Source organism: Alloacidobacterium sp., from assembly GCF_035631355.1.
Taxonomy (GTDB): Bacteria; Acidobacteriota; Terriglobia; order Terriglobales; family Acidobacteriaceae; genus Alloacidobacterium.
The window spans coordinates 20,037-43,131 of sequence record NZ_DASQIX010000062.1 but is presented as its reverse complement, the minus strand read 5'-3'; the positions used below and the strand labels follow the sequence as shown (position 1 = coordinate 43,131).

At 54.4% G+C, this 23,095-nt stretch carries 24 protein-coding genes, 1 tRNA gene and 1 pseudogene; 18 read left to right on the top strand and 8 right to left on the bottom strand.

Features of this window, described 5'->3' with window-relative positions:
- Positions 1 to 131: 131 nt before the first annotated feature.
- Complete coding sequence (locus VEV40_RS11585) at positions 132 to 482, top strand: hypothetical protein (RefSeq protein ID WP_324832492.1); 351 nt, start codon at positions 132 to 134, stop codon at positions 480 to 482.
- Positions 483 to 546: 64 nt separating this feature from the next.
- Here the strand turns inward: VEV40_RS11585 and VEV40_RS11580 are convergent, their stop codons facing one another.
- From VEV40_RS11580 to VEV40_RS11565, 4 genes are all read right to left on the bottom strand, one after another.
- Positions 547 to 1,596: a glucose 1-dehydrogenase gene (locus tag VEV40_RS11580; protein WP_324832491.1), complete on the bottom strand. Its 1,050-nt coding sequence runs from the start codon at positions 1,594 to 1,596 to the stop codon at positions 547 to 549.
- A gap of 70 nt (positions 1,597 to 1,666) precedes the next feature.
- The gene (locus VEV40_RS11575) at positions 1,667 to 2,200 is read right to left on the bottom strand and encodes a hypothetical protein (RefSeq protein WP_324832490.1); all 534 of its coding nucleotides are present in this window, start codon (positions 2,198 to 2,200) and stop codon (positions 1,667 to 1,669) included.
- Positions 2,136 to 2,912, bottom strand: a complete 777-nt coding sequence (locus tag VEV40_RS11570) for a hypothetical protein (protein WP_324832489.1) — start codon at positions 2,910 to 2,912, stop codon at positions 2,136 to 2,138. Before VEV40_RS11570 ends, VEV40_RS11575 begins: the two co-directional genes overlap by 65 nt.
- Entirely contained in the window at positions 2,913 to 3,611 is a 699-nt protein-coding gene (locus VEV40_RS11565; protein ID WP_324832487.1) for a class D sortase, read from the bottom strand.
- Positions 3,612 to 4,037: 426 nt separating this feature from the next.
- Here VEV40_RS11565 and VEV40_RS11560 point away from each other — a divergent pair, with 426 nt between their 5' ends.
- From VEV40_RS11560 to VEV40_RS11525, 8 genes and pseudogenes are all read left to right on the top strand, one after another.
- Positions 4,038 to 4,340 (top strand): hypothetical protein, encoded by a 303-nt coding sequence (locus tag VEV40_RS11560; protein ID WP_324832486.1) that lies wholly within the window; start codon positions 4,038 to 4,040, stop codon positions 4,338 to 4,340.
- 517 nt (positions 4,341 to 4,857) lie between these two features.
- Positions 4,858 to 5,840: pseudogene (locus VEV40_RS11555) on the top strand (chloride channel protein).
- Positions 5,841 to 5,916: 76 nt separating this feature from the next.
- Complete coding sequence (locus VEV40_RS11550; protein ID WP_324832485.1) at positions 5,917 to 6,312, top strand: response regulator transcription factor; 396 nt, start codon at positions 5,917 to 5,919, stop codon at positions 6,310 to 6,312.
- Positions 6,313 to 6,524: 212 nt separating this feature from the next.
- Positions 6,525 to 7,775 (top strand): DUF3300 domain-containing protein, encoded by a 1,251-nt coding sequence (locus tag VEV40_RS11545; RefSeq protein ID WP_324832483.1) that lies wholly within the window; start codon positions 6,525 to 6,527, stop codon positions 7,773 to 7,775.
- A gap of 63 nt (positions 7,776 to 7,838) precedes the next feature.
- Positions 7,839 to 8,792 carry a DUF2950 domain-containing protein gene (locus VEV40_RS11540; RefSeq protein WP_324832482.1) on the top strand — a complete coding sequence of 318 codons (954 nt, stop codon included), beginning with the start codon at positions 7,839 to 7,841 and terminating at the stop codon, positions 8,790 to 8,792.
- A 448-nt stretch (positions 8,793 to 9,240) separates the two neighbouring features.
- A complete protein-coding gene (locus VEV40_RS11535; RefSeq protein ID WP_324832480.1) occupies positions 9,241 to 11,031 on the top strand; it encodes an ABC transporter ATP-binding protein in 1,791 nt (596 codons plus the stop codon).
- A gap of 63 nt (positions 11,032 to 11,094) precedes the next feature.
- Positions 11,095 to 12,030, top strand: a complete 936-nt coding sequence (locus VEV40_RS11530) for a phospholipase D-like domain-containing protein (RefSeq protein WP_324832478.1) — start codon at positions 11,095 to 11,097, stop codon at positions 12,028 to 12,030.
- Positions 12,031 to 12,224: 194 nt separating this feature from the next.
- A complete protein-coding gene (locus VEV40_RS11525; RefSeq protein WP_324832477.1) occupies positions 12,225 to 12,473 on the top strand; it encodes a hypothetical protein in 249 nt (82 codons plus the stop codon).
- On the opposite strand, the gene VEV40_RS11520 is transcribed toward VEV40_RS11525, so the two are convergent.
- Positions 12,463 to 12,714: a hypothetical protein gene (locus VEV40_RS11520; RefSeq protein WP_324832476.1), complete on the bottom strand. Its 252-nt coding sequence runs from the start codon at positions 12,712 to 12,714 to the stop codon at positions 12,463 to 12,465. The two genes, VEV40_RS11525 and VEV40_RS11520, sit on opposite strands and share 11 nt — an antisense overlap.
- A gap of 125 nt (positions 12,715 to 12,839) precedes the next feature.
- Here VEV40_RS11520 and VEV40_RS11515 point away from each other — a divergent pair, with 125 nt between their 5' ends.
- From VEV40_RS11515 to VEV40_RS11505, 3 genes are all read left to right on the top strand, one after another.
- A complete protein-coding gene (locus tag VEV40_RS11515) occupies positions 12,840 to 13,586 on the top strand; it encodes a hypothetical protein (RefSeq protein ID WP_324832475.1) in 747 nt (248 codons plus the stop codon).
- Between the two features lie 60 nt (positions 13,587 to 13,646).
- Positions 13,647 to 13,898, top strand: coding sequence for a hypothetical protein (locus tag VEV40_RS11510; protein ID WP_324832473.1), 252 nt, complete (start codon positions 13,647 to 13,649; stop codon positions 13,896 to 13,898).
- 333 nt (positions 13,899 to 14,231) lie between these two features.
- Positions 14,232 to 14,993 carry a hypothetical protein gene (locus VEV40_RS11505; RefSeq protein WP_324832471.1) on the top strand — a complete coding sequence of 254 codons (762 nt, stop codon included), beginning with the start codon at positions 14,232 to 14,234 and terminating at the stop codon, positions 14,991 to 14,993.
- Between the two features lie 275 nt (positions 14,994 to 15,268).
- Here the strand turns inward: VEV40_RS11505 and VEV40_RS11500 are convergent, their stop codons facing one another.
- Positions 15,269 to 15,895, bottom strand: a complete 627-nt coding sequence (locus VEV40_RS11500) for a YceI family protein (RefSeq protein WP_324832470.1) — start codon at positions 15,893 to 15,895, stop codon at positions 15,269 to 15,271.
- Positions 15,896 to 16,304: 409 nt separating this feature from the next.
- Between VEV40_RS11500 and VEV40_RS11495 the strand changes: the two genes are divergently transcribed.
- The 3 genes from VEV40_RS11495 (at position 16,305) to VEV40_RS11485 (ending at position 20,215) form a co-directional block, all read left to right on the top strand.
- Entirely contained in the window at positions 16,305 to 17,876 is a 1,572-nt protein-coding gene (locus tag VEV40_RS11495) for an outer membrane beta-barrel protein (RefSeq protein ID WP_324832468.1), read from the top strand.
- A gap of 770 nt (positions 17,877 to 18,646) precedes the next feature.
- Positions 18,647 to 18,886: a helix-turn-helix domain-containing protein gene (locus VEV40_RS11490; protein ID WP_324832466.1), complete on the top strand. Its 240-nt coding sequence runs from the start codon at positions 18,647 to 18,649 to the stop codon at positions 18,884 to 18,886.
- 114 nt (positions 18,887 to 19,000) lie between these two features.
- Complete coding sequence (locus VEV40_RS11485; protein ID WP_324832464.1) at positions 19,001 to 20,215, top strand: site-specific integrase; 1,215 nt, start codon at positions 19,001 to 19,003, stop codon at positions 20,213 to 20,215.
- A 5-nt stretch (positions 20,216 to 20,220) separates the two neighbouring features.
- On the opposite strand, the gene VEV40_RS11480 is transcribed toward VEV40_RS11485, so the two are convergent.
- A tRNA-Val gene (locus VEV40_RS11480) sits at positions 20,221 to 20,295 on the bottom strand.
- 108 nt (positions 20,296 to 20,403) lie between these two features.
- On the opposite strand from VEV40_RS11480, the gene VEV40_RS11475 reads away from it, so the two are divergent.
- From VEV40_RS11475 to VEV40_RS11465, 3 genes are all read left to right on the top strand, one after another.
- A complete protein-coding gene (locus VEV40_RS11475; RefSeq protein WP_324832462.1) occupies positions 20,404 to 21,216 on the top strand; it encodes an RNA polymerase sigma factor in 813 nt (270 codons plus the stop codon).
- Between the two features lie 18 nt (positions 21,217 to 21,234).
- Positions 21,235 to 21,732, top strand: coding sequence for a hypothetical protein (locus VEV40_RS11470; protein WP_324832460.1), 498 nt, complete (start codon positions 21,235 to 21,237; stop codon positions 21,730 to 21,732).
- A 101-nt stretch (positions 21,733 to 21,833) separates the two neighbouring features.
- On the top strand, positions 21,834 to 22,577 hold the full coding sequence (locus tag VEV40_RS11465; protein WP_324832458.1) for a DUF3106 domain-containing protein: 744 nt from the start codon (positions 21,834 to 21,836) through the stop codon (positions 22,575 to 22,577).
- Between the two features lie 342 nt (positions 22,578 to 22,919).
- On the opposite strand, the gene VEV40_RS11460 is transcribed toward VEV40_RS11465, so the two are convergent.
- Positions 22,920 to 23,042: a hypothetical protein gene (locus VEV40_RS11460; RefSeq protein ID WP_324832456.1), complete on the bottom strand. Its 123-nt coding sequence runs from the start codon at positions 23,040 to 23,042 to the stop codon at positions 22,920 to 22,922.
- Positions 23,043 to 23,095: the final 53 nt, after the last annotated feature.

The following is a 23,095-nucleotide window of genomic DNA, read 5'->3' as shown; positions in this document are numbered from 1 at the left end:
CTGACATCATGTTCGGCTGCGGGGGTCTTTACTCAAAGCATCGGTTAGCGATTATTTATCGCGATTTCTTTCTTGTGGAATAATGAGCAGTCAAAGGAAGTTGCCAGGGGCTATACGAAAGGAGAATCCAGATGTCGTTTCCATTAAGGTATCGAGTAGCGTTTTTGGTTGCGGTTGCCGCTTTACTAACGGTCAGCGTATGTCAAAAAATATCAGCCCAGGACGACGTTTTTCACATTGTGAAGGGCACGGTCCAGCACATTGACAAGGACTCCAAAACGATGGTTGTCAAGGCAGGCGACGGGACGGAACACTCGATCAAGTGGACGGACAAAACGACTGTGGCCGGCGGCAAAGATATTGGCGAAGGCATAAAAGAGGGCAGCAAGGTTTCAGTTAAGTACACCGAAAAGGCCGGTGAGAAGACAGCCGTAGGCGTTAAGGACGTCGGAAAAGGTACTGCCAAGGCAGTCGATAATTAATTTGCCATTCATGATTGGGGCATGCGTTTTTGCCCTGATGATGATTTTGCTATGCAGACAGGACCTAAACGTCCGCAAACTGAATTACGACTTTGATATCGTCCGGTGTTCGTACCAGCGCCTGCGCGAAATTTGCCGGATGCTCGGAGCGTGTCACGAGCTGAGCAAGCCATGTGCGATCCGCCCGGGCCAAAGCCTCACCAGCCTTGTACCAGTGCCGTTTATTTGCGTTCACGCTTCCTACGACCACGTTGTTCCGCAGTACGACATGAGCTGCCACGTCGGCGATGTGCAGCTCGCCGATAATGCCGCCACTGCCAACACCCGTAAGACAGATCACTCCACCGGAAGCAACCGCGCCGATAGAGTCTTTGACTACCTGTCCAACGCCGGTGCATTCGATAATGACGTCCGGCTCAAAGCCCAGCTCTGCAATCGGACCGGAGTGATAGGTCGCGCCGAGTGCGCGGACCAGTTGTGGTTTTGGTCCGGAATCAGCCAAGTCTATAACGTGGACGTCAAGTCCGTGCTGTTTGGCAAGCAGGGCGGCTAACAGGCCTATCGGCCCCGCACCCGTCACCAGGACGGTTCGAGGTTCCCAGAAAGCACGCTGGCCAACTGCGACGACTTGCTCCCACGCCTTTGCCACCACCGTCGTAGGTTCCAATAACACTCCGAGCAGGCCGAGCGAACGGTCAACCTTCATCGCGTAATCGGGCTCGATCCGCCAGCGCTCCGACATAAAGCCATTTCTCTCTTTAATGCCACGTTCGGTGTACTGCCCGTTGCGGCACATATCCCATTCACCGACCGCGCAGTTCGGACAGGGAACGGGATCAGGTCGGCGAACGATGCCGACCACATGATCTCCCTTCTTCAGAGCAGTAGAAGTGCCTGGATCGACAACTCGACCGAGAGATTCGTGGCCGAGCACGAGGTGCGCTTCACCGGGAGGAGCCCACCCATACTTTCCGTCCACGATCTCGACATCGGTGCCACATACTCCGACCGCTATCGCTTCTACCAGCACGGTGCCCTCGCTTGCGTCGGGCTCCGGCATATCCTGCAGCTCGGCGCTTCCAGGAGTCATCGGTCTAACAGTAATCGCCTTCATTTAGTTATCTCCGATCGCTACAGTTGAATCTTTCAATAAGCCGATGCAGGTCGCACGGCATTAGACGGACTCAGAACGCCTCGCCAACGCCGACCCCCCAAGTGAAATTGTCCTTACCCCAGGCAAAATCTGTCCGCAGATTGACGTGATACTTCTTGCTCAACATATAGCGAATGCCTGTTCCGCCTGCGGGCAGCAAATGGTTTGCACGAAAAAACAGGTCTGAACCAGGAGCGACCGCGCCGACACCACCAAAGCCAACCAGGCCGAACTTCCATGGCAGAACCAGCCGATACTCGAGTTGGGTGGCAAACATATACCGGTCCAAATATCGACCAGCGGTATAGCCGCGGAGTTCGTTATTCGCACCGTAGATGCAATTGCCGTAGAAGGGTGGTGAACCGCCCGTGCCGCACCAATATAAGTTGTAGGCCAGCACCTGGTTATCACTAAGACTTACGTATTTGTTGAAGATGAATTTATAGGACTGAAAGGAATATTTGCTGCCGAGATCCTGCGCGAAGAAATCGCCTGTGAAGTCAATGACGCTGCCCTTCAGGATAGAAGCGATTTGGACGCGAATCGCGCCACACTTCCATGCCAAGCGCGCGAAGATCCGTATGCAGGCCAATATCTGGAGGAATCGGCGGGATCTTTCCCAAAGTTGGCTTGAGCGTAATGAACGAGCCTCCTGTGACGAAGCGCCCGCCTGCATAGATATCCCAGGGAATTCTGCGGAGGAGCTTGAAGAACAATATCTGTCCGGACTGTTCGAGAGGCAATTTGAGCCCTGCATTTCCATTTACGAACCCCTCGCCATACAGGTTGTAATCGATGTTTCCGTGCGCATACACAGACTCCAGTTCATAACGCGCCTGCTTGAGATAGAGATCCGCACCGAGGCCGAAACCAAGGCTCCCATTGTTGGTAATCAAGCCACCGGCTCCCATCACTGACGGTTCTACTGCCCGGTCCTTTGCTGGAATGGGGGTGATATAGCCGAGAATCGGTATAATCCCAGCCCCGAGCGCCGGACTTACAATCGGCAGGGGAGCGACGACGAATGATCCCGCATGGTCGGCCTTTTTCCCTTTCTCTTTTTTCTTCTCTTCTTTTGTTTCCGGTTTCGTTTCTGGGGAGGGACTTGATGAGGATTGTTGAGTGGAGTCCTGCGGGCCTTGCGATTTCGCACTGTACGGCTGTTCGTTCGTCAAATTCATTTCGGCAGCGGCCCGGTCCGCAAAATAAAGGCATATTCCCAGGCAGAAAAGCGGAATGACGGCCCGAAATGTCCGGAAATCTCCAGGGGCTTTCATTTAGCTCTCCGCCGACCCCCGGAGCGATGCCTGAACTATGTAGCGTTGAGGAGCGCTGCCTACGAAGTAAAAAGGATAACAAGCAAGCAGGGTGACGGAAGAACGCGACCGCGGAGCCAGCACTAAGACATCGCTGGGATTCACGATGATGATCTGATCAATCACATAGCTGGTCGTCTCCTTCTGTGTCAGGATCTCGATCTTGTCTCCGATGATGACATCCTTTAGTCCTCGAAAGAACCCATCGCGATGGCCTCCGATTCCGATGTTGCCGCTCTCTCCTGGAGGCGTTGTTCCTATGATGTGGCCCACTGCCCGGTTCAAGATGAGATCGTCAGTTCCTTCCAGAACCGGAACTTCCAAATGGATCTTTGGAATGCTGAGTAGCGCTAGCGCAGGTTGGAAATGAGAAGCCAGGCTTTCCTGATAACCCCGAATGCGTTTGGCCGACCACAGATTGAAATCGAGAGACTTATCTGCAGGGGTTCCACTATTCAATTCCTGCGCCAACAATTGCTGGCTCTCAAATCTTTCGACCTCCATTCGCGAAAGAACAAATCCGTGAAGACGAGCTAAGGCGTAGATGAAAAGCATTAGTGCATCGAACGTAATCAGCAGACGCTCAAGCGTCTTCATTTTCATCGTTGTTTTACCTGCATCGGCGGGATCAGCGTGGAATATTCGAAATGCTGTGGGCATCGAGCCGAAGCGCTTCCGATGTGAAAACTGTATGGTCGAGCAGGCACGCGCGTAACTGTCACTGGGGACAGTTCGCCGCAAAAGTACGAGAGGAGCCGAAGGCGCTTATGGCGACAAGGGCTCTGGATGACGTTTCTCCACTGTCACTAGTGACAGTTTTCTCGAGCCTTTAAATGCATTTAAGTAGCAGAGGAATGAAATCAGCCCTGGATTGAGATAACTGTTTCGCCAACCAGCGCACGCTCATCGAGCGCGTGCGGGCCTGCTCTCGGAGCTAACAACCTCCTCCAGGTGCTGGACCGTAACAAAGCACACCGGTTGGCCTACCACGCAGAAGGGGGAGCATACAACTGCCGCACGCTCCCCCCAACAGCGGTGATTCTCAAGCTCTTGAAACCAGCTCCTACTCCCCTCGCGAGGAGAAACATGATGCAGATTGATCTCTTCAACACGTCAGCGAGTATCAGCGCTGCAGCTCAGATCACCGGTGAAGGTGTACATCAGGCTGCAGTTGTTGCCAAGGGGTCGCTGTTGGTGCCGATTCCAGTCGCAGGCCCGGACTTTGGCTTCTATCTGACCGATTCACCTCGTCTCTTCGTGGAAGGACATGTGAACAGCATGTATTTCTTCGGTTATGGAAACTTCGTATCCACCACCGATGGTATTGGCTTCACGATCTCAAAACACTTGAGGCTCGATGCGGGTATCAGCTGGGATCGCGACTGGTGATGCAAAATAATCCCCGTAATAGTCGCATCGGGCTCCGTTTGACTCAGAGTGGCGCAATTGTCGGGATTGAAGCGTCGTTTTTAATTACACGATGCTTGCCGGACGGTTGCACTGACTTTCCTCGTCGGTCTAGTGGCTTCTAGTCGTTCACCAGCCAAGGTTTTACAATGCTCTTGAATTCCCGGGTCGTCCGACTTTCCGTCGCAAGCTTAGGCACCGGGCTGCTGATCGGAATTGTCGGGGGCATCTTCCGCGTGCTGCTTTTGGTCGCGGAGCACTTGCGCAGCGCGTTCGTGGGGTGGGCGCATGCGTGGCCATACATCGGCTGGTTGGGCCCGGTCACGATGGGACTGATATGTGCGGCCCTCGCCCGGCTGATGGTTGTTCGCCTGTCGCCACAGGCTGAGGGAAGCGGTCTACAGAATGTGGAAGCGGTTTTCAGCGGTGAGGCTAACCGCCCGATCCGGCGATTCTGCCCGTCAAATTCTTCGGCGGCATCCTGGCAATTGGCTCCGGTTTGGCGTTAGGCCGCGAAGGTCCGACGGTGCAGATGGGTTCCTCTCTTGCTGTGCTACTCTCGCGCTTTCTACATGAGAACGAAGAGGATACCCGTGTCCTGGACGCGGCTGGTGCGGGCGCTGGACTCGCCGTCGCATTTAACGCTCCCATGGGCGGCTCTATCTTCGTCTTCGAGGAACTGACTCTGAGCTTCACGCCTCGCTGTTGGTTGCCACACTTGCTGCCGCCTCGGTGGCCGTCTGGATCGTACGTGCAATGCTGGGAAATCACTTCGACTTTGCCGTGCAGCGAGTTGATTTTGCGGCGACCTGGAACATTTTCCCTTTTCTCATGCTGGGCGTGCTGTTGGGTGTGATTGGCGCTCTCTACAATCGCTTTATTGTTGTCCTGCTTCGCTTCACGGATAAATCTTCGCGGCTCACCTCAGTACAGCGGGCTGCGTGCATTGGAGCAACGATCGGACTGGCGGCCTGGTTTGAGCCGATGCTGGTCGGCGGTGGCGACAACCTGACGCAGGCCGTTCTGTCCGGACGCTACGCGCTCGAGGGGCTGGCAATCCTCTTCGTGCTGCGCTTCTTTCTCGGCTCCTGGTCTTATGCCGCGGGCACTCCTGGAGGCCTCTTCGGCCCCATGCTGGTGCTGGGCGCTTCGTTCGGCGCTTTCTTTGGCGACGTGATCAACCGTGCCAGTCCCAACCTGGGTGTCAGTGCGACGGCGTGTGCGGTGGTGGGAATGGGAGCGCTGTTCTCGGCATGCGTTCGAGCGCCACTCACTGGAATCGTACTCACGGTGGAAATGACCGGGCGCGGCGACTTAACCCTGGCCCTACTGAGCGCCTCGCTGGTAGCGATCGTTATGACGATGGCGCTGAATAGTAAGCCGATTTACGAGACTCTGAAGCACCGGCTGCTGGATCGGCAAGCGCTGGCAAAGGAGAAGGTGGCTCCGATTCGGGATGGCTTCACGCGCACTGATGCCTGACAACCCTCTCTACTGTCCACACTGACAGTAGAGAGGACAGGGTCCTCAAGACAAGAATGCCATTATGTGTGGTGTCATGGGTAGGATTCGAGTGTTGCTAGCTGAAGACCATGAGGCGATTCTGGTTCAGGTACGCACGGTGCTGGACGAGGAATTTGACATCGTAGGCACAGCGAACAATGGGCGAGACGCTTTAGGGGAAGTGCGACGTCTCGATCCGGATGTACTCGTTCTGGACATATCTATGCCCATTGTCAATGGACTGCAAACAGCCCGCGAGCTGAAATCAGCCCAGAGCCGAACGAAAGTGATATTTTTAACTGTTCATGAGGACCCGGATTTTGTTGCTGCCGCATTCTCCGCCGGAGCTTCCGCTTATGTCGTTAAATCAGACGTTACTACCGATCTAGTTCCAGCGATCCGCAATGCTCTGGAAGGGCGTAAATATATTTCGCAGGCGATATCCTCATAGCGATCAACTTATCCCACAAATATCTGGCACTGTCACATGTGCCAGTAGAAGCGCCTTTGTATCTTCGATAACTTAATGTCGCCTCGCAAAGCTGCGCTTGCTTTGCTGCGAAATCCAGGAGTTGAGCTATGAGTACTTCCTTGTTGCTACCGAGGACGCGAAGAACCGATGGTGGTGCTGAATTTTTTGCTGCTGCGTACATCGGAGTCGAGGTGAAGCTGATTTGGACCGGGTTGAAAAAGATTCTTGCCCATATGCTCGCTTGCCTTCTGGTCTTGGCGACTACTCCGAAGGACAATGCTTGGTCGCAGAGCGCGCAGCCAGAGATTCCGTCAAGTGCCCTCTCTGCAGGTCAGAATTCTTCTTCGTACACAGGACAAGGCGCACCTCTAACCACGCAAGAGATAAACTCGCTGGTCTCACCCATCGCTCTCTACCCTGACTCCCTCGTGGCCCAGATTCTTGCGGCGGCGACATTCCCTGATCAAATCGCGGTCGCAAGCTATTGGTTGCAACAGAATAAGAGCCTGACGGGCAACTCGTTAATGCAGGCGGTCGATAAGCAGTCATGGGACCCAAGCGTAAAGGCTCTCACGCAGTTCCCAACAGTGCTGAACAACCTGTCACAGAATCTCTCCTGGACGTCGCAATTGGGTGACGCGTACCACAATCAGCAGTCCGAAGTGATGTCGGCCGTTCAGGCGTTGCGCGCGCAGGCGAAAACTGCCGGCAATCTAAAGACCACGCCTCAGCAAACCGTAACAACCGAATCGCAAAACGGACAGCAGGTGATCGTCATTCAACCGGCGAATCCTCAGATCGTGTATGTTCCGACCTACAACCCGACCGTAGTTTATGGAACAACCTATAGTCCTCCCGGCTACAGTACCGCCGACCTGGTGGCAACGGGCTTACTTTCTTTCGGCGTGGGCATGGCGATCGGATCCATGATGGGTGGAGGGTGCTGCGGCTGGGGATACAGCAGCTGGAATTGCAATTGGTACAGTCACACTACGGTCTACCGCGGTGGCGCTTATTACGGGAACAATGCCTGGCACGGCGGCTACTACAATGGCGGCTACCACCCCTATAACAATTACGGCTACCACAACGGCGGGTATCGCTCGAATTACAACACCGGCAATCAGCACTTCGGGAACAACAATTACAACGGTAGAACCAACATAAGCGGCAACACAGTGAACCTCAATCGAGGCGACACTGGCGCCGCGAATTCATTGGACAAGTCGGGATGGTCCAATTTTGATGCTGCTCGCGGTTGGGGATCGCGCGACAGCGGCAATCAATCAACTGCTTTCAGCGGCTATGGCGATCACTCCGGTTCAAGCTTCGGAAGCGGAGGCTGGGGAGATCGGACGTCCAGTTCGCGTGGTTGGCGCAGCCTCGGTGGAGGCGGAGGCTGGGGTGGTGGACGATTCGGAGGAGGCGGCTTCCGGAGGTAGCTGCTGTGAGTCGATGCTGCAATGCGGCGTTGAAGCGCGAGGCTGAAGACATGGAGGTTTGCAATGTTGCTGGATAAAATTAGAGTTTCCGTGCTAAAGGTTATGACGGCGCTCCTGCCTTTGATGATCTTGTTATCTTCCTGCAACAAGGAAACGCCGACCGGACCCCGGTCCCAGTCTGCCCAAAAGACGTTCACGTCACCCGACGATGCGGCGAAAGCTCTGGTCGAAGCAGCGCAGTCGAATAGTCGCGATGCCCTGCTGGCGATCCTGGGAGCGGGATCTGAAGACATCATTTATTCAGGCGATGCCACGCAGGATAAAGCAGCTATCGCGGGATTTGTTTCCGATTACGGTGCCATGCACCGTTTCCGAGATTTGAGCGATGGCAGTGAACTGCTGATCACTGGCACGGACAATAAATCGTTTCCCCTTCCACTCAAACAGAACAGCGCCGGCCAGTGGTATTTCGATGTAGAAGCAGGAAAGAAGGAGATTCTGGCACGTCGCATCGGTAAAGACGAGACTGCGGCGATTGATATCTGTGCCGCGATTGCTGATGCCCAGCAGCAATACTTCTCACAACCTCATGATGGCGCGAAACAGTACGCCAAAAAGTTCATTAGCGACGAGGGCAAGCAGAATGGATTGTACTGGCCCACCACTGAGGGTCAACCCAAGAGCCCACTGGGGCCCCTGGTGGCCTACGCCTCCGCAGAAGGATATAAGGTTCAGCAAAGCCAGCATCAACCTTTTTACGGTTATTACTTTGCGATGCTAGACAAGCAAGGACCGGATGCGAAAGGCGGAGCGAAGAACTACATCATCAACGGGAAGTTGATCGGCGGATTCGCTGTCGTCGCCTATCCTGCTCAGTATCGCGATTCGGGAATCATGACCTTCATCATCAATCAGAACGGTCCGGCTTTCCAGAAAGACCTTGGACCGACAACGGATCAAGTTGCTGCCACGATGACGGAATTTAATCCCGACAAGAGTTGGACAGTTGTGGAGTAAGGAGTTGGTGCAGGCTCCTCATTGCAACCCGCTACCTTTCCCGGGCCAACCAAGCCACAAATATTGCCAGCCTACCTGCACGCTATTGTAGTTGCCGCCGAACCGAACATAGGTGCCATCACTGCAGGTGACCTTTAGCGACTGGTGCGTGGCAAAGCGCCATGCGACGGTGCCTCAAAGGCGGGGCTTGTCGGCTTGGTTGCGAGATTCTTGAGGCGTTCCACCGCGTTGGTAGCGAAGTTCATACGGCTGCTTTAACATAGTGCAACATGTGGCGCGCCGACCTGTCCAAACTGCCAGTTCTGAACGAAGCCTAGACGGACTAGAGTTTGCAATCGAGAGGTTGAAATCCGTCCTGGCATATTGGTTCACGACCTGTTGTTGTGAGCTCGCAAAGTCACCTACCGGGCCGACCGCGTTGCCGTTCGCCCCGTGAAAGTGTTCGCCCATGTTGAAATTTGTCGGCGATTTAATCCGTCCTTATCGCAGCAGGCTGGCGATCATCTTGTTGGCCATGTTCATTGAAACTGCCATGAGTTTAGCCAGCCCCTGGCCTCTTAAGATCATTCTCGACAACGTCATCGGAAACCGAAAGCTTGAACCATGGATCCGTTTCTTTCTGGGATCCGACATTGAACACTCTTCCAAATTGTACTTTGCGGGCATAGCGGCGTTCGTCTTCGTAGGCATCGGAATTCTGGGAGCAGCCGCATCATACATTGACAACTATTACACCGAAAGCGTTGGACAGTATGTGGCCCACGACCTGCGTATGAGGATGTATCACCATCTGCAGCGGCTTTCACTCGGTTATTACACCAGCCATCAGACAGGCACAATTCTCAGTACTTTTACTTCCGATATCCAGACCATTCAGGGCTTTGCCTCGTCGTCGACGCTATCCATTCTTGTCGATCTGCTGACTATCGTCTGCATGCTCGGCATTATGTTTTGGCTGAATTGGGATTTCACACTAATTGCAGTGGCAGTCACTCCGTTTCTTTTGTTATTTGTCGGCCGATTCAAGAAAGCTGTGAAGAAAGCAACGCATGAAGTTCGCAAGGAGCAGAGCGAGATTGTCGCGGTAGTGCAGCAGGGGCTCGAATCGATGCAAGTCGTGAAAGCGTTCGGTCAGGAGAAAACTGAAGAGGAGTTGTTGCAGGAAGTCAGCCATGCGACCGTAGGTGCCGCGTTGAAGGCTCGCAGTGTAAAGGCATTGCTTTCGCCGGTGGTCACAATTACTGTCACCGCCTGCACTGCCATTGTTCTCTGGCGCGGAGCAGCCCTGATCCTTGCTGGCTCAATGACGATTGGCGAACTCACTGTCTACCTCGCATACCTCACCAAGTTCTTCAAACCAGTCAAAGATCTTGCGACCGCGACCAATGCGATCGCGCAAGCCGCTGTGGGGGCGGAGCGGGTCCGTGCAATTCTTGACACCGATACAATAATCCCCGAGAAAAAAGATGGCCTCGAACCGGAAACACTTGCTGGCGATATTGAGTTTGAGCACGCTGCATTCGGCTATGATCCGGCCGTTCCAATCCTAACGGATGTGAATTTCAGGATTAAGCCCGGCCAGTTTGTAGGTATCGTAGGACCAACAGGAAGCGGGAAATCGACGGTTGTCAGCCTGATCCCCAGGTTCTATGATCTGCAGGCCGGAAGTATCAAAATTGATGGACAGAATATTGGCGACTACAAACTAAAACCGCTGCGCGACCAGATCGGCTATGTCTTGCAGGAAACCGTACTGTTCCGGGGAACTATCGCAGAGAACATCGCCTTTGGCCGCCCCAATGCGACGAGAGAAGAGATCATAAAAGCGGCCCAGCTCGCAAACGCCCATGATTTCATCACGGCGATGCCCAAGGGCTACGACACTATGGTCGGCGAGCGCGGGTCGACTCTGTCCGGAGGTCAGCGCCAGCGAATCGGCATCGCGCGAGTGATGGTCCGCAATAGTCCGATTCTGATCCTCGACGAACCTACGGCGGCGCTCGACAGCGAGTCGGAAAAGCTGGTGATCGGTGCGCTGGAGCGGCTAATGAAGGGCCGCACTGTCATCACAATCGCTCATCGACTAAGCACAATTCGTGACGCTGACCAGATCATTGTCGTCAAGGACGGTATCGTGGCCGAGAATGGAACGCACGATGAGCTGATCGCTCTCAACGGTACCTATGCCGAGCTTCATCGCACGCAGTTCGACACAGGCACAACGAAGGTGAACGCATAGGTCAATTATTCTCGTCAGGCATGGATAAGAACTATAAACACGAACTTCACCGCGGAGGGCCACATGTCCCGCTCAGTCATTGTGTTGCCGGATGATTCCGGCAGTCCGATCGTAGAAGCAATAAACAACTCGAAAACGTCCCTGCGGATCAAGATGTTCACTTTCTCGGATCCGACGCTCATCCAGGCGGTCATCGATGCGCACCAGCGTGGAGTGAAAGTGCGGATAATGCTGAATCCCGCGCGGCGAAGCGGCGAGAAAGAGAATGACGAAACGCGAAGCCAACTTCTAGCCGCTGGGGTCGAGGTCATCGACAGCAATCCTGCCTTCGATGTTACGCATGAAAAGTCCATGGTGGTCGACGACCAGACTGCATTTGTTAAGTCGCTCAACTGGCAGACCAAGAACCTGACGGAGACGCGCGACTATGCCATCGTTACCACCCATAAGCACGAAGTGAATGAGATCATCGAATGTTTTGAAGCGGACTGGACACGCGGGGAATTTACGCCGGGCGAGAGCTCCCATCTTATCTGGTGCGTAGGGAATGGCCGGCAACGGCTGGGCAAGTTCATTGACGAGGCAAAGGAATCGTTGTGGCTGCAGAATGAGCGGTATCAGGACCCGGTGATCATCGAACATATTGTCCGGGCAAAAGAGCGCGGCGTGAAAATCCACATCATGGCGCGTCCACCTCACAACCTCAAGAAGGAGAAACTGGTCGAAGGCGTGAGCGGTCTTCGCATACTTCAGGATTTGGGAGTTAAGATTCACAAGCTCAAGCACATAAAACTTCACGCCAAGGTGCTGCTTGCCGACGGAGAAAGAGCGATTATCGGCTCCATCAATCTTGCGCCCGGCAGCTTCGACAGCCGGCGTGAATTGGCCATCGAGGTTCGGGACAAACATGTTGTCGACCGTATTCACGAGTGCTTAAACATGACTGGGAGAATTCACATCCTCTGGATCTGTCAGACCAAGGATTGCTGGCAGAACTGAAGGAGTTCGATGAAAACGTCGTGGAGGATCTGGGCCTCAAGCCTGCCCATGACAAAAAGGACAAGTGACACAACGCTTCCTGGGTGCACCATCTCCTCAATTTCGTGCCAGGCATGCCGCTACACGCTGGCGCTCTGGAAAAGGCTAACACGCTTATCCCGAGTTCGAGCTGAGCATTAAGCGCCGAGAACTCGATGCGGCCGAGCGCAGTTGGCCGCAACAACTGGATCCACGTCGGCAGCGAACAGGCCGGACCCCGCGTAGCTGCAATCCTCTCGGCATCGAAAGGCTGCCGCCGGCTCAAAGTCTGGGTGCGCCACTACTTCGCGGACATCCTCCCGGGACTTGCAAACGCACCGCATCAGCACACCGCAGAACTTACCGCCCGCCGCCTGGGCTGGAAAATTGTCAACCATGCATTTGGTCTGACGGTTAATCTCTAATTACAGAACTCTCGACAACTGCGTCCACATCGAGCGAGCGGGCAATATCCTGCACCGGTTTTCGCGCTCCCTTGAGCTCATCACAGCTTTTTGAGAGCACGCGCAGCGGCGTGCTCTTCGCAATCATCGTTATCAACTCGTCGGTCATCCCATCGGCGAAGAATTCCTGCTTCGGATCGCCCGAAAGATTCTCCATAGGCAGCACGGCCAGGAAAGTAATGCCGCTTGTCACTTTCCCCATCGCTCGCCAACGCGAGAAAAAAGATCCAGGGCCGCCGCAATCAGTGCTACAGGACGACGTAGTTACCGATTACCCCGTTTTTGCGGGAGGTTCCGCGGCACGTGCAGGACAGGTAGGATCAAGCTATGTCTTCTGCCATGCGCTCTACCGTAATTCTGATGGTGACGTTCTTGCTTGTCTTCAGCCTGCATGGGCAGGAAACATGCGACGAAGAGGTGAAACTTCTCCTTTCCCCGACGCAGGTACAGGCTGCGATTCTGGCCCTTCAGGCTCGGGGGGAGAAGCATGGACGTATCTACTTTTATGACACGCCAGATCTTGCTCTGCTCGCGAAGGGCGTGATCCTTCGTTTGAGGGAGGGCGCCGAGATTGACATTACGGCAAAACTGCGACCTTTCCCCGGCGAAAGATTCCTCGATCCATCCGGCGGACGCGAACGTTGGAAGTGTGAAGTGGATTTGAACGATGGCGTCGAGAATCCGTCCTTTTCTGTACAGAACAGGTACGTTGCAGGAGAGGTGCCGGAGACGGGCCAGGAAATCTACCAACTGTTGAGCGAAGGACAGAAAAAACTGCTCGAGGACTCGAAGCTCCAGATTGACTGGAGGCGTGTCAAGCGTGTCGCGGAGATTAAATCAACGAGTTGGGGAACGCGCGCGCAACCGCCGTTTGGCAAGTTGAGCCTGGAGCTTTGGGAGTGGCCGAGTGGCCGCGTTCTCGAAGTCTCAACGAAGGTGAAACCAGAGGCCGGGCAGTCCGCCTTTGTCGAGCTGCGGGATCTCGCGAACAGGAAGGGGTTGGAATTGAGCACGAATCAACGTTCCAAGACAGCGATCGCGTTGGGAGAGATCGCCGCTGCGCATCAACAGTAGCGCGCATTGGCGCGATAGCGAGCATTGAGTGGATTCTGTGGTGCCGATTCACGTTCTGTCATGGATTGGGGATTACTGATCGATGAGCAGTGGCACTTCGATCTCGCGCCCGGCAGCTTCGACAGCCGGCGTGAACTGGCTATTGAGGTTCGGGACAAGCATATCGTCGACCGTACTCACGAAGTACTTAAACATGACTGGGAGAATTCACATCCTCTGGATCTCTCAGACCAAGGATTGCTGGCAGAACTGAAGGAGTTCGATGAAAACGTCGTGGAGGATCTGGGCCTCAAACCTGGCCACCACACGTAATGATCGGCGCGACGATATCGGGATCCTGGGGATTGGTGACGAATGCGGCGGCGCTCCTTGTTGGCACCGTGAATGGCGCGGCCCGCATCAATCAGTCCCTGCTGCAGCCTAAACTGGTCGGCTGTCGGCTCAATGGCAGCCTGAGCCTACTGCAAGAGCGCGGTTTCGCGCCCGCAGTTCCTTGCCCTGATGGAATGTTCTCTAACGAGAGTGAAGGCCATTTGGAATTGTCCACAGCCCTTATTCTGATTGAACGAAGTAACAGCACTCAAAACTGACGTAACGACTATTCTGGTTCACGGCTACTAATTTAAAGACAGAAGGGGACGGAACGTGACCAGAATATTTACCCATCCATTCGTGCTTTTCGCATTTTCTCTCGCAGCCCTTTTGCTGTCAGTGCAGGTAGGTTCTTTCCTGGCCAGCCGTCTGCAGCCTGTGAAAGAGGAGGAAAGACAGGATCTCGATCTTGTAGTCAGCGCAAGCCTGACGCTGCTCGCCCTCATCATCGGATTCAGCTTTTCTTTGGCCGTAAGCCGCTACGATCAACGCAAGAATTATGAAGAGGAAGAGGCAAACGCAATTGGTACAGAGTACATCCGGGCAGATTTGCTCCCTGCCGCCGAGGCCGCGAGACTTCGTCAGTTGCTACCCCAGTATCTTGATCGGCGACTGCTGTTCTATACGAGCCGTGATCCGCGTCAGCTTGAAATTGTCGACAAAGAGACAGCACAACTGCAGGCCGAACTGTGGTCCACCGTCCAGAGTGTCGCCGCGGCAGCGCCGAACCCTGTAGTCGCTCTCGTAGTCTCTGGGATGAACGATGTCTTGAATTGGCAGGGATACACGCAGGCTGCCTGGTGGAATCGCATTCCAGCAGGCGCGTGGAGCCTGATGGCAGCGCTGGCTGGCTGCTGCTGCATATTGATTGGTTATAGTGCGCACCAGAGGGGAGCCGTGCTCTTCACGGTTGTGCCAGTGCTTGTATCGATCGCCTTTTTTCTCATAGCCGATATTGATAGCCCGCGCCGAGGCATCATTCGCGTGGCTCCGCAGAATCTGATGAGCCTGTCTCAATCGCTCCATGCACAATAAGCGAGAGGGCGAAAAAAATAAGTCGTCATGTCTGAACTTGTACGATCGCAAGCTGCCTAAGCCAAACAAATGTATGGGAATTTCGACTCTCTTGGAGTTTGTGTTCGTTACGCTTATTCCTTTTTGGGGCTACCGAACTACAACCAGTCTTCGGGGCAGAGCGGTTGATCGCCGTCTTCTACCGCCCGCGGCGTGCGTGGCAACGGTTTTATGGTATGTGGTGGACTGCGTGTAACATTGTGGCATGGGCGTGCACAGCCGCCTCGTGGGAATGATCACTCTTTCTTAAAGACGAGAGGAGGCCCACTGACGCGCTTCGCGTGAAGGTCCACATCTACCTCAACGCGGTCGGCGATCTTGATGAAGGGGATGCCGCTGTTCATCCCGTAATCTTTGCGGTCAAAAGCCATAGTCCCCTTGATCTCCCCTGATCCTGTTCCCTCACCGGAAGCCGTGAGGGTCAGAGTCTCTGGTTTCGAAACGCCGCGAATCGTGAAAGTACCGGGTATGTCAAATGTATTTGGGCTAGTCTGAACAACTTTTGTCGAGTGAAACGTGATGAACGGATCGTGATCTGCGTTGAAGAAGTCCTTGCTTTTTAGCTTGTCGTCCTTGAAGCCGCTTCCCGTATTGACGCTCGCCGCTTGAGCCTTAATGTCTAAAACACCTGTCGTAGCATCCGGGGAAGTAAATGTTAGAGTTGCATCCCACTTGTCGAACTTACCGGCAATAGCAACCGAAGCCTTTACGGAGAAATTAACCGAACTATCTTCCTTCGTAACCGTGAAAACAGGGGCTTGCGCCCGGACAGGTGGCGTTAATGGCGCAGAAGTGAGGATAAGAAGAACGGCGAATCGCATATTGGCGAGTACAGGTAGTTGAAACACAGTTTTCATTTCCATTTCACCTCCTATCAATCGTCGTCGTTGTGCACCCGATGACAGGGCTGTGTTGAGCTGCTCTTGCACCATGAAGCCAAGACTCAGTCATTCAGCAAAGATAGTGTCGTAACGTTACATGCTCACTACTACTTTTGTCGCGCAGCGCTATCTAAACGCGTTCGAAAGCCAATTGTAACTGTCACTTTGGACAGTTAGACAGGACTTTTGTCGACGACTGACACATGTGACAGTAGGCGGCACTAACTACTTGGTGCAAAGTGGTCTGCAGATGATGTGACGCGCATGCCAAACGGAGTAACGTCGAGCCGGATAGGCCGCGGACGATGTTACAAAGACATGTCGAAATCTTATGACACGTGACTGTCCTGATTACCCCAAGATGCTGACCGTTGAGCAAAGGAGAGTGGTGATGAAGAGGCGTTTGCTATTAGCTGTCATGGCACTATCGGGGTATGCGGCATTGGGTCAGGATGTTCCCAAGGTAGAGGTGCCCGTTGGGTTTTCCATGGTCAACGTCCATCCTGATTTCTCGCAGATCACCAGCTTTAACGTGTTCGGTGGTGGCGGTGAATTCGATGTCAACTTTGGTCCGTATTTGGGGATTAAAGCGGACTTTATGGGATATACACAAAGCAGCAGCCTGACCAGCAAGCTTCACGCGCTCGGTTATACAGGAAATGTGAACGGGAACGTGTTCACGTATATGTTCGGGCCACAGATCAAGAAGCATACGGGTGTGTTTCAGCCGTTTGGAGAAGTATTGGTTGGAGCGGCGCACAGCAACCTGTACGCTTCGCTCTATGATGCGAACAATGGAACAACAAATGCCTCCAGCAATAACAATGCGTTTGCTTTCGCGACCGGCGGTGGCCTTGATATCAAGCTCACGCCGCATATCAGTGCCCGTCCGGTGCAGGTTGACTATCTTCTGACGCGATTCGGCGTCAACGGCACAAGCTACACAGGAAGCCAGAACAACTTCCGGTATTTTGCGGGCATAGACTTTACGTTTGGTGGAGCACCTCCGATACCGCCTACAGCAAGCTGCTCCGTTCAACCAACGGAGATTATGGCCGGAGATCCCGTAACGGCGACTATCAGCACTCAGAACTTCAACCCCAAGCACACCGTTACCTACAACTGGAGCAGCACGGGTGGAACGGCCTCTGGTACGGGAACAACAGCGAATTTGAATACAGCCAATCTGGCTCCGGGCAGCTATGCCGTGACCGGAACTGCCACGGACGCGAAGCAGAAGAAGAACAACACTGCCTCCTGCAGCGCGAGTTTTGCGGTGAAGACGCCGCAGCCACCAATGGCGAGTTGCTCGGCGGATCCAACCACGGTACAACCCGGCTCCCCGGCAACGATCACAGTAACAGCGAGCAGTCCTGACGGACGTCCATTGACCTATTCCTACACTGCGACATCGGGGAATGCCTCTGGCACCGGCAATACGGCAACGCTCAGCACTGCGGGTGTCACTCCAGGCAGCCCCGTTACTGTAACGGCAAATGTTGTAGATGATCGCAACCTGAGCACCTCATGCACAGCCATGGTGAATGTGCTGGCCCCGCCAGTCACAGTGGTTGAGGCCCAGGAGGTTGGTGCCTGCAACTTTAACGACCCCAGAAAGACAGCGCGCGTGGACAACGAGTGCAAGGCGGTTTTGGATGAAGTTGCCCTGCGGCTCCAGCGTGAGCCGAATGGAAGGTTAGTCGTAGTCGGCTACGCAGAGGACGAGGAAGTCGCGAAGGTCAGCAATATCGACGGTCAGCGTGCCGTGAACGTCAAATACTATCTCACGTCGGGTGAGAGTCAGGCACAGATTGATCCATCACGGATAGAAGCGCGCACAGGTGCGCACGGCAGCAAGAGCGCGAAGCTCTATTTCGTCCCCGAAGGTGCCAGCTTCAGTGGGGAAGGAACACAAACGGTTGACGAATCAACGACGAAAGGGCGGTCACGGAAGGCCCGGTAACGAGTAAGGCTAAGAAGGCTAAGGCAGCGCCCTCGTCGCAATAGGCCGATCTTGTCAACTACGGCATGCTGACTAGAATGTGGCTGCTCTTCTCGGAGCAGCCGCATTTTTCGGACGGACGTTGCACACATATAACTGAGAAGGTGGTCCGAGCCTCCGGCTTTCGCAGGCGTCGGCTTGTCGCAAGTGACAGTTACCATCGATCGATCCTTCCCTCAAACTAAACATAAACGGCAAGAGTTTTGATAAACACCGTGCTGTAAAAGGGGCGTTTATGGTATTGATTTGCAAGGAAACTGCATATTCATCAACCGGGCTACGCGTGCATTGATCGGCTACAGTCCGAGGAGCAAGACAAGCTGCGGGCAAGCGAGCAGCTCTTTCGCTCAATCTTCGAGAATGCCCAGCTTGAAATCGCTTGCCGTCGAGAAGTAAGCTGCACGTCGCTGCATTTGAGATGGGACTACACGGGTAATAGTCGTTGAATTCTTTGGGTCTCCAGTCTTCATCTCCCATTATCCTGCTGTCGTCTAAATGAGATGTCACATAGCTTGCTAGGTTCATAAATACGCTTTTTGACAATCAGATCCTCCCAGTCGTTGCGAAGTTAAGAAAGTCACTTTGCCAAGCGCTTTCACGCACCTTTAGATTCCACAAAATGCCTAGCAGGTAGGCGCTGCCGACTCGATGCCTTTGAGCTATCAAATCTGTTGATCTAGGTCTTGGACACCTGTGGAAAACGCGGTCATTATTTCTCCACAGGAGGACTTATGATACCTGCATTTTTCCCACAAACCGCTCGATTGAGCGATCGCGTTCCATACAATTTTTCTGAATTTGAACCGCTTCTCGATAGTTTGGAGGCCGCACGTCTTCTCAGTATTCATCCGAAAACACTTAAGAAGATGGCCCGCCGCGGCGAAGTCCGAGCGGCACATATTGGCAAGCTTTGGCGATTCCGCGCCTCTGACCTCCAGGAATGGCTTTGTTCTCAATACCGTGCCGGCTAGCGTGCGCTTTGTTCTATTCTTTTGGCGCATGGCTGGCTTATCTTTGAATAAGCCATCCGTGCCGCATGACAGGAGCAGACCTTGTTCAAGCGGACACGATTTCAGCAAGGAAGTTTGCAGCGCGAACGCCGGAAGAGCGGCCCGGACTATTGGGTTCTTCGTTGGCGAGAAACGGATTCGAGCGGAGTGCAAATTCGCCGCAAGACCGTTGTCGGCACGGTTGAAGAATATCCAACTGAGTCGAAAGCACAACAGGCCGCAAGTGCGTTGCGTATAACCATCAACCAGGAGAAGCCACGGCAGATTCAGAACCCAATCACCGTGTCTGATCTCATTCACCATTTCAAGGAAAGCGAGCTTAAGGCAAGCACTGATTGGGAAGGCAAGGCTTATTCCACTCGCATTGCATACGCCTATTTTCTCGATCATTGGATATTGCCTCGATGGGGCACGACCAATTTACGGGAAGTCCGCACAATTGCAATTGAGCAGTGGCTGCGGGGTTTGAAAAAGTCCAACGGGCAGAATCTAGCTCCAGGAACAAAAGCAAAAATTCGAAATATTATGAGTGCACTCTTCAATCACGCAATTCGCTATGAATGGCTGTCTCAGGGAAAAAATCCTGTGACACTTGTTCGGCAAAGCGCTAAAAGGTTGCACATTCCGGATGTCTTGGAGATCGAGGAAATCCAGGCTCTCTTCGCCGCGCTTACTCCGCGGGAACGAGCTGTGGTCATGCTCGATGCCATTACAGGCCTGCGACGCAGCGAGTTGCTTGGCCTCCGATGGGGGGACATCGACTTCGAGCGACTTGAGATCAACGTGACCCGGTCAGTCTTTCGTCAGGTCGTTGGTCCTTGTAAGACTGAAGCGTCCAAGCGCCCGCTTCCTCTTGATCCTTGGGTCGCAGACGAACTCTATAGCTGGCGCCAGTGCTCGGAATTTCCTCGCCGGGAAGACTGGGTCTTTGCCAGCAGTTCGACGGGAGGGAAACAGCCGTGGTGGCCGGACGCTATCTTGCAGAACTACATTCAACCTGCCGCGAAACGTGTGGGTATAACCAAACGAGTTGGATTTCATACTTTCCGGCACACTTATTCCACTTTCCTCAAGGCAAACGGAGAGGACGTTAAGACTGTTCAGGAATTGCTCCGCCATGCTTCGAGTCAGATCACAATGGACATCTACACACAAGCTGTCAGTCCGGCGAAACGTCTGGCACAAAGCCGGGTTGTGAAGATGCTCTGGCCGGGACCGCAAGAGGGCTCCGGAACAATTGGACCCTTAATGGACCCTGATCCAAAATCCCTTAATCATGTAAGTGATTGATTCCATGGTGGGCGCAGCAGGATTCGAACCTACGACTTCCACCGTGTGAAGGTGGCACTCTACCGCTGAGTTATGCGCCCGGATCGGGTGGGTAGACTCTAGGTAGAGTATCACCTGTATGGCTGCCTGCCAAACGCCATGCCGCGCGATGACGGCATCTGTTTACAATCAGATGGACTGAAGTTCCCATGGTTTTTCGCGATCCAGGCCCGCTTTCGGACGATTTTTTCCGCCATCCGGCGGACGACGGTGCGTCTTCCCATGAGGCTGCCGAATCCACTGAAGAAAATACATCTTCTCCGCAACCTGAGGATGGTTCCAGTGTTCGTAAAAGTATGGCAACCATTGCTCTGGACCGGGTTTTGGATGGACCGCTGTTGAAGGGTACTCGTAAGCAGGCCGTAACGCGCGAACGAGTCGCCGACTGGAGCGCGCTCACTGACGCGGAGATCATGCTGCGGGTAAGCGAAGGGGACGATCAGGGCTTCAATTATCTGATCGAGAAATACCGCAAGCCCATCATCCACTTCATGTTCCGCATGGTGCATAACCAGGCAGTGGCTGAGGAACTGGCGCAGGAAGTTTTCCTGCGCGTGTACCGCTCACGCCAGACGTACCGGGCCGAGGCGCGGTTCACGACTTGGCTTTACCGCATCGCCACGAACCTGGGTGTGAACCACGCCCGCGATACAAAGCATGAGCGGGCGGCGCAGAATGTGTATCTCGACCAACCCGATCCGGAGACTGGAACAACGCCGGACGTGGCCGATTCGACGCCCTCGGTGGAGCACGACCTTGTTCGTGACGAGCGGATGCGGGCTATTCGCCAGCATGTGATGGCGCTGCCGGAGCGACAGCGGATGGCGGTTCTGATGCACAAGTACCAGGGAATGGACTACAAGCAAATTGGCGACGTGTTGAAGCTGAGCGAGTCCGCCACCAAGTCACTCCTCTTTCGCGCGTATCAATCGCTGCGCGAGAGGCTGAAGGAATTCGTTTAAAGAAGCAATGAGGGAACTATGATCTGCCGGAAAGTAAAAGCGAACCTGGCCAACCTGCTCTTTGACCCAGAGTCGGTGCCGGTTGATGTGCGCAACCACCTGGAAGACTGCGCCGCGTGCAGCGAGGAGCTGGTAACGCTCGAAGCCACGATGAAGCTAATGGACGAGTGGCAGGCGCCCGAGCCGTCGTCGTACTTCGATTCGAAGCTGGCGGTACGCTTGCGAGAGGAGCAGCGGGCCGAGCCTGCCGGGATGCTGGAACGGGTGCGCGCGAGGCTGCTCTTCGGAAGCAATACCCATCTGCGGCCCATTGCGGTGGGCGCGCTGGCGCTTTTGATTATCATTGGCGGAGGAACTTATGCCGGGTTGATGTCGTCACATTCGACGCCGGCAAAAACCTCGGCTACGGTCGAAGATCTGAAGTCACTCGACGACAATGCGCAGGTGTTTCAGCAGTTAAACTCTCTGGACCAGAACGATCAGGACGACAGTGGCAGTTCGTCGCCCAATCTGTAGGACGGAGAGCGGAGCATGAAAAACGGCGCGGCGGCCACGGGATTTTCAGCAGATGGTCCTGCCGCGCAAACGGTAACGAACACGCCTTGGAAACCATTACGATGCGAGCACGGAAAGAGCAGAGAAGCACGGACAAACGGCGCAAGGGTCGCGTCTTTCTGCCTGTAGTCTGCGCGCTCGCGATCGGGTTTACGTCCTTTTCAGCTTCAGCTTTCGCCCGTCAGCAGGGAGGCGGGCATCCGCATGCGCAGGCCCCACACACGCAGGCGCCTCGATACAAGCCGCCGAGGCAGGAGCCGCATCAACAAACTCCCCCACCACAGAACGAGATGCGGCAGCAGCCTACGCCGGAAGCGCGCCCGCAATACAACGCTCAGCAGTTCAACAACCGGCAGGTACAAGCGGGTCATTTGCCGGAGTGGTTGAATCAGCACCAGAACATGACGCCGCAGCAGCGGGAAAACGCGCTGCGCCAGGAGCCGGGCTTCAAAACTCTGCCCCAGGACCAGCAGCAGCGGCTTATCAACCGGATGCACACCCTAAACAGCGCCCCACCGCAGCAGCGCCAGAGGATGCTGCAGCGGCAGGAAATGTTTGAGCGCCTGTCACCGGAGCAGAAGGCTGGAGTGCGCGGCGCATCACAGGCCTTCCATCAGATGCCGGCTGACCGCCAGACCGAGATGAAGCGCGCCTTTCAGGACCTGCGCGCAGTTCCCCCTGACCAGCGGCAATCAATTCTGAATTCGGCCCGTTTCCAGCAGCAGTTCTCGCCGCAGGAGCGAACGGTGTTGGGAAACCTGCTTTCTGTAGAGCCGTATCAGCAGCATGTGGCCGGGCCGCAGTAGGCACCCCCTTATCTTTCCTGCAAGTTCCTCCAAAAGAAGAGACTTAGGAAACTCCTGAAACCGTTATCTTATCGGCTAAACCGCACTGTGCTTATGGCTCTATCTGGCTTCGCTCAGAGTAGACTCCTGAAGCTATACTTCTGCGAAACAGCAACCTCTTCACGATCGCCTTTCTATTGCTGCTGCCCTCCCCCCATGTTTGGTAAGTTCTTCCAAAACAGGATAGTTAGCGTCATCTCTATTTCCCTGAAACCATAAATCAAAAGCCCGCCTGGATTAGCGGGCTTTTCCCTTACTCTCTTACCTAGTTTAGCAATCCTGTCAAGATTGCCATACTGGTGTTTATTGCACGTTCTCGATGTCGGGGAGCTTCCAGGTTTTGTCGAACCACGGCTCCAGCGGACCATAGAGGCGGAAGAGGATAAAACAGCCTTTGCCGGGAATCGTCTGCACCCTGTTGTTCATAACCGGCAGGAGCTTTAGGGCCAAAGTAGATGTCAACCGAACCGTATGGATCG

What these genes read in the sequence shown, in the direction of transcription:
- VEV40_RS11490 (WP_324832466.1), top strand. Translation starts at nt 18,647, where the DNA reads ATGATACCTGCATTTTTCCCACAAACCGCTCGATTGAGCGATCGCGTT.
- VEV40_RS11515 (WP_324832475.1), top strand. Translation starts at nt 12,840, where the DNA reads ATGTCTTCTGCCATGCGCTCTACCGTAATTCTGATGGTGACGTTCTTG.
- VEV40_RS11500 (WP_324832470.1), bottom strand. Translation starts at nt 15,895, where the DNA reads ATGGAAATGAAAACTGTGTTTCAACTACCTGTACTCGCCAATATGCGA.
- VEV40_RS11525 (WP_324832477.1), top strand. Translation starts at nt 12,225, where the DNA reads ATGCGGCCGAGCGCAGTTGGCCGCAACAACTGGATCCACGTCGGCAGC.
- VEV40_RS11580 (WP_324832491.1), bottom strand. Translation starts at nt 1,596, where the DNA reads ATGAAGGCGATTACTGTTAGACCGATGACTCCTGGAAGCGCCGAGCTG.
- VEV40_RS11560 (WP_324832486.1), top strand. Translation starts at nt 4,038, where the DNA reads ATGATGCAGATTGATCTCTTCAACACGTCAGCGAGTATCAGCGCTGCA.
- VEV40_RS11460 (WP_324832456.1), bottom strand. Translation starts at nt 23,042, where the DNA reads ATGAACAACAGGGTGCAGACGATTCCCGGCAAAGGCTGTTTTATCCTC.
- VEV40_RS11470 (WP_324832460.1), top strand. Translation starts at nt 21,235, where the DNA reads ATGATCTGCCGGAAAGTAAAAGCGAACCTGGCCAACCTGCTCTTTGAC.
- VEV40_RS11475 (WP_324832462.1), top strand. Translation starts at nt 20,404, where the DNA reads ATGGTTTTTCGCGATCCAGGCCCGCTTTCGGACGATTTTTTCCGCCAT.
- VEV40_RS11570 (WP_324832489.1), bottom strand. Translation starts at nt 2,912, where the DNA reads ATGAAAGCCCCTGGAGATTTCCGGACATTTCGGGCCGTCATTCCGCTT.
- VEV40_RS11550 (WP_324832485.1), top strand. Translation starts at nt 5,917, where the DNA reads ATGGGTAGGATTCGAGTGTTGCTAGCTGAAGACCATGAGGCGATTCTG.
- VEV40_RS11510 (WP_324832473.1), top strand. Translation starts at nt 13,647, where the DNA reads ATGGATTGGGGATTACTGATCGATGAGCAGTGGCACTTCGATCTCGCG.
- VEV40_RS11495 (WP_324832468.1), top strand. Translation starts at nt 16,305, where the DNA reads ATGAAGAGGCGTTTGCTATTAGCTGTCATGGCACTATCGGGGTATGCG.
- VEV40_RS11465 (WP_324832458.1), top strand. Translation starts at nt 21,834, where the DNA reads ATGCGAGCACGGAAAGAGCAGAGAAGCACGGACAAACGGCGCAAGGGT.
- VEV40_RS11535 (WP_324832480.1), top strand. Translation starts at nt 9,241, where the DNA reads ATGTTGAAATTTGTCGGCGATTTAATCCGTCCTTATCGCAGCAGGCTG.
- VEV40_RS11540 (WP_324832482.1), top strand. Translation starts at nt 7,839, where the DNA reads ATGTTGCTGGATAAAATTAGAGTTTCCGTGCTAAAGGTTATGACGGCG.
- VEV40_RS11565 (WP_324832487.1), bottom strand. Translation starts at nt 3,611, where the DNA reads ATGCCCACAGCATTTCGAATATTCCACGCTGATCCCGCCGATGCAGGT.
- VEV40_RS11530 (WP_324832478.1), top strand. Translation starts at nt 11,095, where the DNA reads ATGTCCCGCTCAGTCATTGTGTTGCCGGATGATTCCGGCAGTCCGATC.
- VEV40_RS11520 (WP_324832476.1), bottom strand. Translation starts at nt 12,714, where the DNA reads ATGGGGAAAGTGACAAGCGGCATTACTTTCCTGGCCGTGCTGCCTATG.
- VEV40_RS11585 (WP_324832492.1), top strand. Translation starts at nt 132, where the DNA reads ATGTCGTTTCCATTAAGGTATCGAGTAGCGTTTTTGGTTGCGGTTGCC.